Origin of the sequence: Lentilactobacillus diolivorans DSM 14421, from assembly GCF_001434255.1 — a bacterium.
GTDB lineage: Bacteria > Bacillota > Bacilli > Lactobacillales > Lactobacillaceae > Lentilactobacillus > Lentilactobacillus diolivorans.
In genome coordinates this window covers 22,485-36,094 of record NZ_AZEY01000066.1, presented here as the reverse complement: position 1 = coordinate 36,094, position 13,610 = coordinate 22,485, and the positions used below count along the sequence as shown (strand labels likewise).

Here is a 13,610-nt window from a genome sequence, read left to right as displayed (position 1 = left end):
AGCATATACTAATGCACAGTTAAAGCGCTAGAGGAGAATTTAAATGTCTTATTTATTAGGAGTCTATCCTGCTGATTATTCTGCGAATCAGTTTATTCAAGCTTTCAGTTTTAGTAACCCGCACATTGCCTTCAATTTAGTCGTCGCAGGACTAACTTTTTTGTTCGGATATCTTGAATACATGTATAGTTTTGCGTTGGTGATTAAGGAAAGAAGTGCGCCTTATCCGATTTGGATGCATACTTTTTATTTTGCCCATGATTCGATGGGAGCAATTGTATTTGCGTTGGCGGCTATAAAATATCATAATTTCTGGTTATTTTGGGGTGCTTCGGGCGCGCTTGTCATTTGGAATTTGTTTGAAGTTTTCAACTTGTATAAAGCAATTTATGTCGAAAGGGATGCAATTTGGGGCCATCTATATAAAACCGGTAAGGTTAGTATAAAGGACGCCTGGATTAAAGTGGTTTCTCAGCTTTGTATTATGATTGGCGTTGTCAATTTGTTCAGGGTGTTTATGCATGATCCGTTCATGTTCAAGTGGTTTATTTTCACAAATGTCCTGATTGCCATTGCGCCTGGATTATATTGGGAAGAACGAAAGACCCAGGTTGGTGCCTCAAAAGGGCTGGCAATTGTGATTATTCTTGGCACAATTAATAGCTTTTTGCCAACCAATATGTGGGCACTTGTAAGTCCAATGTTTAGATTTAACGAAAATCCATGGTTCTATATTTTGGGAGCTGTCGCAATTCTATATTCAGTGCGGGCTTACTTTGTATATGATCGGTTAGCTAAGAAGCCACAACGATTATTTGGCAGAAAGACAGTTTGGTAATCGGCTAAACAACCCAATAATATTTGATGGGATTGGCTAACGAGTTGCAAGTTGTTTGCGGTTTACTTGAACAGGAGGTAAACAAATGTATTTAGCATTAAAAGAAATTCGTCATGAAAAATTGAGATACAGTTTGATTGTCGCAATGATTGTCATGATCACCTACTTAATTTTTATTTTATCGGGATTAGCAACAGGATTAGCGAATGAGAATACCCAGGCAATTGATTCCTGGCATGCCAAAAGTATTGTTTTAGACCGTGATGCCAACGTGAATCTATCACAGTCCACGATTACCAATGAACAGGTTAATGGAGCTCAGCTTACGAAAAGCCAGGCATTAATTGGTCAATCGCCGGTTGTTGTTAAACAAAACAATCGGAAGAAAGAATCCGCCCAATTTGTTGGCTTAAAAGGAGCTCAATATATTGCAAAAGATTTGGTTATTTCGAGTGGCCGTAAAGCTCAAAACAACCACGAATTAGTTGCTGATCAACAATTTAAAATGGATGGGTATCGATTGGGTAATCAAGTAAAATTCAATTCGTCATCGACTCAATATACCATTGTTGGGTTTACCAAAAACGCTAAATTAAATGTTGCACCAGTTGTCTATGGGTCTCTAAAAACTTGGCAAACTTTGCGAAATCTGCCAAGCGGAAATTTAGCTGGAAGTGCGATTGTTTCGAAGACTGCCAAATTCAGTGGCCGTGACAAAGGATTAAAGACCTATTCGAACAGCTACTTTATTTCTAAACTTCCGGGCTATTCCGCTCAAAATACGACGTTTGGGTTTATGATCGGCTTTTTGATGGTTATCTCACTCGTTATTATCGCAGTCTTCTTGTATATTTTAACCATTCAAGCATTACCAATGTACGCTATTCTGCGGGCACAGGGAATTCCCGCGGCAAGACTTGTTAGAACGATTCTCAGTCAGTCATTGATCTTGATGGCGTGTGGAATAGTGATTGGTGCAATTTTAACGGCGATTACCGCAAAATTAATTCCATTTGGGGCGCCAATCTTCTTTAATGTTCCAATGCTATCAGCGATGGCGGTTGGATTATTATTAATGGGCATTATTGGTGCCGCGATTCCCGCGAGAAAAATCGCGACAGTCGACCCGGTTCAGGTAATTGGAGGTTAGAAAGATGGCTGTAATTGAATTAAAGAACATCAATAAGTATTTCGGTTCCGGTACTAGTAAGGTTCATGTCCTTAGCGATGTTAACTTTACCGCGGAAAGAGGTCAGTTGATTTTAGTGGTTGGGCCATCCGGGTCTGGGAAAAGTACTTTTTTAACAATCGCCGGTGGTTTGCAGACGCCTTCATCCGGAAATGTCATCATTGAAGACCAGGCTGTGGATCAGTTTAGCAAGAAGCAACGGGATGAATTACGATTAAATCACGTCGGCTTTGTTCTGCAAGCATACTCGTTGGTGCCATATTTGAAGGTTAGAGAGCAATTGGAATTAGTCACAAAGGTGAAGCCCAAGGGCAATCTAGATGATCGTGAGCTTAAGGAATTACTTAATCAGTTGGGGATTGATGATTTAGTTAACAAGTATCCCAGTCAGTTATCTGGTGGACAGACGCAACGAGTGGCAATTGCCAGAGCATTATATGCCAATCCGGAAATTGTTTTGGCCGATGAACCGACCGCCGCATTAGATTCGGCACGGGTAATTGTGGTTGGAAAACTGTTAAAAGAACTGGCTAAAACCAGAAATAAAGCCGTGGTTGTCGTGACCCACGATGCAAGATTAACAGAATTTGCTGACATGACTTATGAAATTATGGACGGCAAATTATATTTGAAGGATTTAGCACCAGTTGACAAATAAAACGCCGCTGTTTGTTGACAAGCGTTTTTCATACGAGGATCTCTTTTATGAATCGTTTGGTCATATTTAAAATTGTAAAAAAAATGAAGAAGAGTGGAATGGAAGGCGACGGGAGATTGCCTTTCGTCCCACTCTTCTTCATTTTTGGTTGTCTTGGTAGTGATAGAATAAAAATTTAAGATGTTTTTTTACTTTCTATCTAAAAGTAGTAAAAAGGTGGTGCGGTTTCTAAACTCAATGCCAAATCGAACTATAATTTATCCAAATATGACATACAGATAGCTTGGCAATTTGTTATTTTTCGGAGACATTAGCTCGAAATTCGTTTGGAGACATTGTTGTCCATCTTTTAAATTGGCGACTAAAATTTGGTAAGCCACTGTATCCAAGTGCTAATCCAATATCAGCGACCGAGTAATTGGGTTTCATTAATAATTTTTTGGCTTCGTTTACTTTGAGTTTGGAGAGATATTCTCTCGGAGAAATACCATAAGTCTGCTTGAAGACTCTAAAGCCGTACCCGCTGCTGAGCCCCACTTTTTTAATCGCATCTTCTACGACAAGTGATTTTTCGTCAGGGGCATAACCATTTTTAACATAACCAAGCACTTGGTTAGTGAGTTGACTTTTCATATAGTCAGCCATAATTCTGGAATATTCAACACTGGTAGATGACGCATTGGAGCTGTGGCTGACAGCTGATTGATAAAAGGCCTGCAGCATTTTTGATAGTTCAATTTGGATAATCATTTTGGTATTGAAGTCGAATGCCCCATTGTTAATTAATGAATCAAGCTTTTTTAATGGGGGAGTAATTTGCTTACATAGTCTGGAATTATAGGGATGGTAATAGTTAATCCCTTGAATTAATTGAACCTTTAATTTTGGATCGTCCAGATCGAAGTGGAAACAGAAGTACCTTAATGTTTTCCCGGCCCACACTTGATGGGGGAACTCAGGGGGAATTAAAAAGAAGTCACCGCTTGAAAGTGTATATGTTTTTCCTTGGATTTTGACGTACTCATGGCCATTAAGGACAAAGATACATTCAAAAGCATAATGTTTTTCTACGGGGACGACCCAATCAGCCCCTACCTTTTGTTCGTGGGCGCCAAAAAAAGTTAAGTTCCAATCAAGTACGGGCAATCGTTTGGCGTTTTTTAAGAAGTTCATATGCTCCTCCTAAAGTGAATGTAAAATACCTGCTCATTGTGATTAATTTCATTATATGTCATATTTGGATAAATATAAAGTTGATTGGTCAATAGTCATCGATCCAGGAATGGGGCATAATTATTTATGATAAAGAAAGCGCTTTCCGAATCGATGCAGTTTACTTAATTGTTAGGAGGATTTTTCAATGGATTTCAAAAACTTTTTGTATGGTGCTGCCTATTACTACGAGTACCTGCCGTATGACCGACTTGATGAAGATATCAAGATGATGAAAGATGCTAATATCAATGTCGTTCGAATTGGTGAAAGTACTTGGAGTACGTACGAACCACAAGAAGGAGTCTTTGACTTCTCCAAACTGGATAAGGTTGTTAACGCCATGCAAAAAGCTGGCATTAACGTGATTATCGGCACCCCAACGTATGCAATTCCGACATGGATGGCTAAAGCTTATCCGGAAGTCCTGTTGACTGATAAAACTGGCAAGCATCAATATGGTTCTCGCCAAATTATTGATATCACCAATCCGACCTTTAGGAGCTTCTCTGAGCGGATTATCCGTAAGATGATCGAACGGACGGTTCATAATCCAGCAGTCATTGGATTTCAAGTTGATAATGAAACGAAACATTTTGACACTAGTAGTGAAAATGTTTACCTGGCATTCGAAAAATGGCTTAAGAAAAAGTTTAATGGTGATCTTGATAAATTAAATCATGCCTATGGTTTGGATTATTGGAGTAACCGGATTAATGCGTGGGAGGATTTTCCACCCATCAATTCAACGATCAACGGGAGTCTCGGAACTGCTTTCGAGGCTTTTAAACGGACGCTTGTAACTGATTTTCTGACTTGGCAGGTCAACATTGTCAATGAGTACAAACGCAGTGACCAGTTCGTTACGAATAATTTTGACTTTGAATGGCGGAAACAATCGTTTGGGTTAAATGCTGATTCAAATCACTTTGAAGTTTCCAAGCCATTTGATGTTACAGCAGTCGATGTCTATCATCCCACCCAAGATCATCTGACTGGAACTGAGATTGCCTTTTGTGGAGACGTTGCGCGTTCGACCAAGGACAAGAATTACATTGTCATGGAAACTGAAGCTCAAGCCTTTCGTCACTGGGTACCATATCCTGGTCAATTAACGCTTCAAGCATTTTCACATATCGCGTCCGGCGCCAACATGATTAGTTACTGGCATTGGCATTCAGTTCACAACAGTTATGAAACATATTGGAAGGGATTACTGGGACATGATTTCCGGCCCAATCCTGTGTACAACGAAGCTAAAACAATTGGAAAAAAGCTTAACGAAATCGGTTCGAATTTCTTGAATACTAAAAAGAAGAATCGAGTTGCATTCGTCGTTAGTAACCAAGCTCTCAGCGCGGTTGACTGGTTCCCTTATAAAAACACCATTTTCGATAAGACTGGGGAACATCAGTATAACGATGTCCTTCGATCATACTATGATCCATTGTATCGATTAAACGTTGAAGCAGATATTTTACAAATTGGCGATCCTCGAATTACGAATAAAAATTACGATTTTCTAATCGTCCCAATGCTCTATTCAGCAACTGATGAGCAACTTGAGCAATTAAACCAATTTATTAAGAATGGTGGAAATGTTCTTTATTCATTCCGTTCCGGGTACACAAATCAAGACGTCAAAGCACGGACAGATGTGCAACCAGCCTTGATCTCTAAATCGGTCGGCGCTGAATACGAATTATTTGTCGAACCCAATCGCAATTACGGCACTGACCAACCCGAAAAGGATGTCACGATCAGTGGTTCTAAAGAACTAAGCGGCATTGACCAGCAACCAGTTAAGTATTGGATGGAATTATTAACACCGACGACCGGCAAGGCACTTGCGACGTATGATCACCCATATTGGGGTAAATACGCTGCCATTACCGAGAATCAATACGGTAACGGAAATGCTTTCTATGCCGGCTCGTACTTGAATCAGCAATCAATAACAGAATTATATCAATATATTTTAAAGAAAATTGGGTTATGGACAACTCGTCAAGAGCAGGAATTTCCAATTATCAATAAACAATTGGTTACCAGCGATAACAGTGTCCTTGATTTCTACTTTAATTATTCAAATCAGGAACAAACTGTTAAGTATTGCTCAAAAACTGGTCAATCAATTTTGAACGATCTTAGTGAAAAAGAGGGAGATTCCTTCACATTGAAACCATGGGGCCTTCAAGTCTTTAGAGCTGAGAATTAAGAAAAGGGGTATTAACATTGTCTAAGAAGAATGAAAATGTGAACGCTGATGGTACTTGGTCTGCCAGTGTCAGTGACGCGCAACAACCAAAAGTGCCAATATTTATTGGAATTGCGACAGGGCTGGGTGCCCTGTTGTGGCTTGCACCATTCATGGGTTTGAACTCAGTTTTAAACCCGGCTAAATTAGCCAACATTTTTGGTGGCCCAGGTAGCCAAGTTAATAATTTCTTGGCGTTATTAGGAACTTTAGGTGCCGTGACATCAACTATTACGACGATTATCATTGGGGCTTTGTCAGACCGAACCCGATCACGTTGGGGTCGTCGGACACCTTGGATTGTCTGTGGATCTGTTCTAACGGCTGCCGTAATGGTTGGCTTAGGAATGATTAATGATAAATCACAATTACCAATTTTTATCGTTTTGTGGTGCTTGATTCAAACATTCATTAACATGATTGTGGCACCGTTAATTGCTGTTATGGCTGATCGGGTTGCCCCACAACACCGAGGCACAATTTCATCCATTTACGCGATTGGCTATGTGATTGGCCAATATGGTGGTCCGGTTATTGGTGGCCGTTTTCTAAGTAGTGCCAATCCTGGTCTTGTTAACACCGGTTATTACGTTCTAGCTATCTTAATGCTTGTTTCAGGCCCAATTGCTGCCATTATCATGCATGAAAAATCAAGTTTGGGAATGGAAAAGGAAAAATTGGATTTAAGTGGCTTCGTTCAAGCCTTTATCTTTCCCTTGCACCATGTTCGGAACTTCTATCTTGCTTTATTCGGTAAGATGATGATCAACATTGCCGTTACCGCCTTTGGTGTTTACCAAGTCTTTATCCTGACAAGTGGAATGGGCTTAGGGAGTACACCTGCCGGAAAATATGTTTCTTGGATGGGAACTGCGACAATGGTCACTGCGATTATCTTCTCATCAACTTCTGGTGCTGTTTCGGATAAAATGGGAACTCGAAAATGGCCGGTTGCTTTTGCGGCTTTGTTAACAGCTATTGGAACTATTTTGCCATTCATCTTCCGGGATCCTTCATCAATGATCTGGTACGGAATTATTGCCGGAACCGGTTCAGGAATCTTCTTCTCCGTTGACCAAGCTTTGAACTTGGAAGTTTTGCCGGATCCAGAAACTGCTGCTAAAGACCTTGGTATTTTGAACTTTGCCAATACTGGTGCTCAAATTTTAGCCCCAGTGCTGGGAGCCATCATCTTTGACATGGTTGGCCATCAATACTTACCAATCTTACCAGTCTTATCAATTATTGCGCTGGTTGGTGCTGTGTTGGTACTGATGATCAAGGAAACCAAGAAAGCCTAATAAAGTTGTGTTCAACCTTGTGGATTTCCTTTATGACGCACCCCGCGTTTAGGTAATACACCTGTAAAATAACTAAAAGGGATCCGGTTGGAAACTGATAACTCAGTTTCCAACCGGATCCCTTTTAGGATGCTTAATATTGATAAATAACAGGTTATTTTAAAACGTGTCAATGGAAGCAAATAAACAAAAAGCCCAAGTGATTTGAGTAAGTTTAAATCACTTGGGCTTTACGATAGTTATTAATTATTCTGTAACGCCTGGGACACCAGCAACTGTCTTAAAGACATCTGCCAAAGATGTGTGCATGTCAGCGAATTTCTTGTTCAAAATTAATTGACGGAATTGTTCAACCGAAAGTTTTTCGACATCTTTGAAAGGAATCGTGGCAGCTCCAGCGTTGACGGCTGGGCTAACACCAGTTGTCAGAGTGATGATTAATCCGTCTTTGCTGTCAAGGCGGACAGTGTAATATTCATAATACGAAGATGTTTCATAATCGCCGGTTAATTCTTTGTGATCTTTAAAGTATCCGGTAATAAAATCATTAAATGTTTGTTCAGACTTGAGTGCATCTTTCCAATTTGTTTCTACCATTATAAAAATCTCCCTTGATTAAAATTCATACTTATGTGAATGCTAATTGTCATAAAGGTTGCAAGATAAATTCTGATATATCAGTATCTGATTTGCTTCTCTTAACTACAAATTACATTCTAAACACTTTTAAAAATAATACAAGTGAAAATTAGCTATGAAAACGTTATATTACAGGATTTATTCGAATAAATAATATGAAATCGTTCCCTTAATCAAGAAGAGGATAAAGCCTCCTAAAACATCCTGATATGTCAGTTTTAACAATTGTTTGGTCTAACCATTTCTGATGATCGGTAAACGTGTTGTTTGGTTAATCAACCAGTTTAAAAACAAAATTACGAGGATAATGACTGCTGGAACGCTATTCTTTTGAAAGAAACGAATTATCAATTAATAATAAAAATGGTTAATTGAGATTATAATTGAATGAAATCACGAAAAAGCAGTCATTACAATTGAGATTAATAATCATCAAATTCGATTTCTATGATAAGCATAAAAATTACGAATGCAAGTGAAAACGCCTATGAAAACGTTGACACTAATCATTTTATTGCGTATGAACGGTCGTTTTCTAGTACTCTCAGTAAGTAAGGGATAGTTTTGCGGTTATGAGCTACTTTTTATTAAAAATATCAAAAATTCGTTGATAATTATAAACAGAGTGGACCAGCAAGCGGTTAGACTCCAGAATATAAGCCCCCTAACTTGATATTCCTGATTTTGGAATATTAAGTTAGGGGGCTTATATAGCCGGGGTCTGCTTGCTGGTCCACATTTCAACTAAATAAAAAGTTCAGCTAGATATCCTGATTCTGAATAGTTGGATAATTCAGTTACACGGTCGGAGTTGCCTTTTGTCCCACGTTTCGCTTGGTAACAATCGTGTTTACACTAACAGGAACTGGTCAAAAAGACTATTGTCCCAGCCTTTTTGACCAATTTCTAAGAAAAATAAAAGGTGCCCTTAATACCCTGATCGTAGTTACCGAATTTATTGCCAAAGATCGTACAACCGCCCACATTTTTCGCATCGCTTTTTACTTCAAAGCGCAGCGTCCAAGAGTTCTTGGTTGGATCGATGTCTGTTACCAGGGTATCAGCTGAGTGTTGGCCATCAATATAGGAGCCGTGTTTTGATAAACGGAAGGATTTAAGCATGCCATATTGGTTCATGTCGTTATAAACCCATTTAGGCGTGTAACGACCTCGAACATCCGAAAAATCGCCTGGGCTTGTCCACGTCCCAATTTCCTTGCCGTCTAAGCTAACGGTGATATCTGAAGGCCAGCGGTTGTTTGAAAATGGGAACTCCGAACTCAATTCCATTGATAGTTCAATCATTTCGAGCTCCTGATCCTGCTTGAGGTAGTTGGGGACCTGGTATTCAACGTATCCCTTTGAAAACCAGATCATTCCCGCCTTATATCGTTCGGGATCCATAAAGTAGCTGGGATTATCAACTTTTCCAATGAAACCAGTCTGACCGGCTAAGCCACAAGACGGCTTAACATCAAAATTGGTAAATTGGCCGATTGGCAGTTCAATATTCCAGTTTTCATATGGAATATAAAGTTGTTGGGGAAATGTGATGTCAATCGTATCAACTTGTAAACTTGAAATTCGTTGGTTTCCTTTTTTCTCAGTCCGAATGATATTGGCGTCTGCCAACTTATTAAGGTGCATGATGGTGATTGGGCTACTAAGTCCGATTGCTTTGGAAATCTCCGAAACGTTCATTTTTTGCTTCGATAGTAACTGAATGATATGAACCCGGACTTTACTGTCAAGGGCAGCAAACACCGGGATTGATTTGTCTGATATGTCTAAGTCCATATTGGTCGCCTCTGTTGTTTGTTAATATATATGTTAACATTCTATCTTAATTATTCAAAAAATACCAGTAGTTGTTAATGTTTTTGTCAATGATCAGTGCTTTTTCTTGGATGTTAACAAAAACATTATTTACTTTTGGGTATGTAAGCGCTATATTAATGTTGTTAGAACTTTTGCAGTTAAAAACGATATTGCGATTAGTTCTTTTGTTATTAAGCATCACTATTAATACCACCAGGAAAGGGTTTGAATAAAATGTCAATTGAATTATTGAATCAAAAAAAAGGTCCTGAAATTAGCAAATACATTTATGGTCAGTTTTCCGAGCATTTAGGTCATGGCATTTATGGTAGTTTATACGTTGGTAAGGATTCAGAAATCCCCAATGTTAATGGCATGCGAAGTGACGTCGTTGATGCATTGAAAGAGATTCATGTTCCCGTTTTACGTTGGCCCGGTGGGTTGTTTGCAGATACTTATCATTGGCGTGACGGCATTGGTCCCAAGGATACTCGGAAAAAGATTGTAAATACTAATTGGGGAGACATTACCGAAGATAATTCATTTGGAACCCATGAGTATTTTGAATTACTCCGTCAATTGGGCGCCGATGCTTATATTAACGCTAATATTGGAAGCGGTACCGTTCAGGAGATGGCTGAATGGGTTGAGTATATGACCATGGCTGGTGAATCGCCAATGTCCAAACTTCGTCAAAAAAATGGCCGCCAAGATCCTTGGAAGCTGAAGTTCTTTGGAATCGGCAATGAGTCTTGGGGCGGGGGTGGTAACATGCGTCCTGAGTATTATTCAGATGTTTACCGTCAATATCAGACATTCTTACCACAATACGATAAAGATCATCCCATTTATAAGGTTGCCTGTGGGCCAAATCAAGATGATTATAACTGGACAGAGACGGTGATGAAGTATGCCGGCAAATATTTAGACGGAATTAGCCTTCATTATTACACGTTGCCAACTGGTGATTGGGACCATAGTAAAGGAGATGCTGTTAATTTTCCAGAAGACCAATGGGTTTCAACTATGACTCGGGCTGAACATATGGATGAACTAATTACCAAACACACAACTATTATGGATCACTACGATCCAGATCATAAAGTCGATTTGATCGTTGATGAATGGGGAACCTGGTATGACGTTACAAAGGGAACAAACCCAGGATTTTTGCAGCAACAGAATACGGTTAGGGATGCTTTAGCTGCGGCAATTACATTAAATATTTTTCAAAAACATGCTGATCGAATCTACATGGCAAACATTGCACAGATGGTGAATGTTCTCCAGGCAATGATTTTAACCAAGGGAGATCAGATGATTAAAACACCAACTTATTATGTGTTTGATATGTATCAAAAACATATGGATGCAGAATTAGTTGAAGGGATTGGCGAGATTCCTGATAACGTCACGTATACGGCTTCTCAAAAAGATGGTAAGTTAACAATTTCGTTAGGAAATTACGATCTTGCTAATGAAAAAGCCATTGATTTTACAGCGTCTAATCCTTTCAGAAAAATTATTGATGCAACAATTTTAACCGGTAAAGAAATGAATTCTCATAATACATTTACCCACCCTGAAGAAGTAGTACCTCAGGCATTTAGTGGTGGAAGTATTCAAAATGGCAGGCTACATGTTCAACTTCCGACAAAATCCGTTGTTTCAATCACATTGGAATAACGATATGACACTTATTGTTTTTTAACTGAAAAATGTGGAGAGGATAATTAAAATGTTCAAAAAAATCAAAAGCCCTTACAATTCATTTGGAAAATTTTGGTCGTATGTGGTTTCGGAAATGTCCTTTAATTTTATCTGGCCGGTTGTCGCAATGTACTCAGGATTATGGCTGGTTAAATATGCTAATTTTAGTCATGCTAACGTTGGGTTGGCATTTTCGATGATGTCATTGATGGGACTTATCTCGTCACCATTTGTTGGCTATCTGGGTGATAAAGTTCTTGAAAAAAAGTATTTGTTGCTCTTTATGGCGATCTGTTCAGTGCTTCTCGGACCGTTTATGCAATGGATCGTCCTGCCAATGCATGGAAGTACCTATGTAATGGCAATTATTTTGGGATTGGTTATTGGTTTAGTAATGAATGGTGGAACAAGTGTTAATGAACAGTATGAACAACGAATGAGCTTCGTTAATAACTTTCAATATAGCTGGGTTCGATCTGGTGTCACAATTATGGGATTCATTGCGCCACTAATCTGTGGTTATTTATTGACAGTTATGCCGAGAAAGTTTTTCTGGGGCTTGTCTGTAAGCGGTTTTATTTACTTGTTAATGGTTATCTTTTTCCTGAAACATGATAAAAAGAATTTAGGCGTTCTCCAGGATAAAAAGGCCGAGAAAGTAAATCTTAAAGGAATTCTGAAAAGCGTCTTCACTAAAAAGTTTATTTTCTTGATTATTTTCTTGCTCGGAACAGTTCCCTTGTCTCAAATTGCGGATCAGCAGATAATTAATTATTTTCAGACCTTTTTCAATACGTCGCATGGAACGGAATTGTTTTCGTATGTCACTACCATTCAACAGGTCTTAGCTTTTGTTGGAATGATCATTATTCCATGGGTTATTAAAAGAATTGGCTATCGTAATGGATTGGCTATTATGGCAATTATAATGGGAGTACGTTTACTAATTCTCGCATTTGCACCTAATTGGGTATGGGTCGCATTTGCTCAGCTGCTGACAGGAATTTATACGCCATTCTGGTTTGTATGCCCTATGGGATATATCTTCTCAGTCTTTAATAAGAATGAATTTGCAACGATTCAGTCGTTAAGCACTGGTGCTGCGGTTCAAATTTCGCAAACGATCTTCTCCGGAGTTATCGGAATGAGTTATGATCGTTTGGGATTCCATTTAACCTATACTATTATTGGTATTATTTGTATGGTATTTGCTTTGTTTGGAGCAGCCTTTCTTGTTCGAAGCCATAAAAGCAAAAAAGAACCAGCGGCCAAGCTCAGTGATAGTTCCGTTGCTAATGAATAATTGACCGGCAGTTTATCGTAAGGAGAAAAAAAGATGAGTAATAGTTGGAAAGCTTCTTTAAAATCAAAAGAATTGTTTGAGGAATATTTAACGAACTATTTTTCCGAGCATAAGGAATTGAAGGGAAGTTATGATACTCGATCGTATTATGAATATTACACGGTTCGTTTGGATAGCCGTGATGGGTTGATTATTACGTTTACAAGTGGGATTACTAATCCCAATATTACAAATGGAGCAGCTTCGATTCCTTATAAAAGTACGGAAAAAATGAGCATTGAGGAATTTAGACAGCTTGTTTTGCATAAACGATTTGCAGATATGCATGCTTCACTTGCAGATGTATTTAATTCGGTCGCGGGAAATAATGATAATCTTCAAAAATAGTATTTTTAAATAGCTGATGCTAATTAAGGTTAAGTTTGGTTACCAAGTGACTAAATCGTAAATAAGAAATGAGTCTGACACTTTAAAATGAAATGGAAGACTCATTTTTGATATACTATTAATCTTCAATTTATGTTATTAGTCATTATTTTCTGGTAATAAAGAATGCTGTGTTAGTCACGTTATGTTTATTTTTTTACGACCTGTTGTATTATTGATAATATGTTAAAGAAGGTTTTTAACGAAAGAGTTAACCACCAGTTAAGAAGTATAGACAACTGACGGTAGTGGAGGAATA

The 13,610-nt window shown here is 38.6% G+C and carries 11 protein-coding genes; 8 read left to right on the top strand and 3 right to left on the bottom strand.

Annotated features, from left to right (window positions below; translation table 11 throughout):
• The first annotated feature begins 43 nt into the window (after positions 1–43).
• From FC85_RS06175 to FC85_RS06165, 3 genes are all read left to right on the top strand, one after another.
• Positions 44–838 carry a hypothetical protein gene (locus FC85_RS06175; protein ID WP_057864672.1) on the top strand — a complete coding sequence of 265 codons (795 nt, stop codon included), beginning with the start codon at positions 44–46 and terminating at the stop codon, positions 836–838.
• A gap of 85 nt (positions 839–923) precedes the next feature.
• A complete protein-coding gene (locus FC85_RS06170; protein ID WP_057864671.1) occupies positions 924–1,988 on the top strand; it encodes an ABC transporter permease in 1,065 nt (354 codons plus the stop codon).
• A gap of 4 nt (positions 1,989–1,992) precedes the next feature.
• The gene (locus tag FC85_RS06165; RefSeq protein WP_057864670.1) at positions 1,993–2,685 is read left to right on the top strand and encodes an ABC transporter ATP-binding protein; all 693 of its coding nucleotides are present in this window, start codon (positions 1,993–1,995) and stop codon (positions 2,683–2,685) included.
• A 294-nt stretch (positions 2,686–2,979) separates the two neighbouring features.
• On the opposite strand, the gene FC85_RS06160 is transcribed toward FC85_RS06165, so the two are convergent.
• A complete protein-coding gene (locus FC85_RS06160) occupies positions 2,980–3,858 on the bottom strand; it encodes an AraC family transcriptional regulator (protein ID WP_057864669.1) in 879 nt (292 codons plus the stop codon).
• Positions 3,859–4,045: 187 nt separating this feature from the next.
• Here FC85_RS06160 and FC85_RS06155 point away from each other — a divergent pair, with 187 nt between their 5' ends.
• A complete protein-coding gene (locus FC85_RS06155; RefSeq protein ID WP_057864668.1) occupies positions 4,046–6,115 on the top strand; it encodes a beta-galactosidase in 2,070 nt (689 codons plus the stop codon).
• 17 nt (positions 6,116–6,132) lie between these two features.
• Positions 6,133–7,455, top strand: coding sequence for an MFS transporter (locus FC85_RS06150; RefSeq protein WP_057864667.1), 1,323 nt, complete (start codon positions 6,133–6,135; stop codon positions 7,453–7,455).
• A gap of 246 nt (positions 7,456–7,701) precedes the next feature.
• On the opposite strand, the gene FC85_RS06145 is transcribed toward FC85_RS06150, so the two are convergent.
• Positions 7,702–8,052: a hypothetical protein gene (locus FC85_RS06145; protein WP_057864666.1), complete on the bottom strand. Its 351-nt coding sequence runs from the start codon at positions 8,050–8,052 to the stop codon at positions 7,702–7,704.
• A gap of 948 nt (positions 8,053–9,000) precedes the next feature.
• Positions 9,001–9,891: an ArsR/SmtB family transcription factor gene (locus FC85_RS06140; protein ID WP_057864665.1), complete on the bottom strand. Its 891-nt coding sequence runs from the start codon at positions 9,889–9,891 to the stop codon at positions 9,001–9,003.
• A gap of 255 nt (positions 9,892–10,146) precedes the next feature.
• Between FC85_RS06140 and FC85_RS06135 the strand changes: the two genes are divergently transcribed.
• The 3 genes from FC85_RS06135 to FC85_RS06125 are packed head-to-tail and all read left to right on the top strand — an operon-like array spanning position 10,147 to position 13,312.
• Positions 10,147–11,598, top strand: a complete 1,452-nt coding sequence (locus FC85_RS06135; protein WP_057864664.1) for an alpha-N-arabinofuranosidase — start codon at positions 10,147–10,149, stop codon at positions 11,596–11,598.
• A 52-nt stretch (positions 11,599–11,650) separates the two neighbouring features.
• Positions 11,651–12,925 (top strand): MFS transporter, encoded by a 1,275-nt coding sequence (locus tag FC85_RS06130; RefSeq protein WP_057864663.1) that lies wholly within the window; start codon positions 11,651–11,653, stop codon positions 12,923–12,925.
• Between the two features lie 33 nt (positions 12,926–12,958).
• Positions 12,959–13,312, top strand: coding sequence for a hypothetical protein (locus tag FC85_RS06125; protein ID WP_057864662.1), 354 nt, complete (start codon positions 12,959–12,961; stop codon positions 13,310–13,312).
• Positions 13,313–13,610 lie beyond the last annotated feature (298 nt).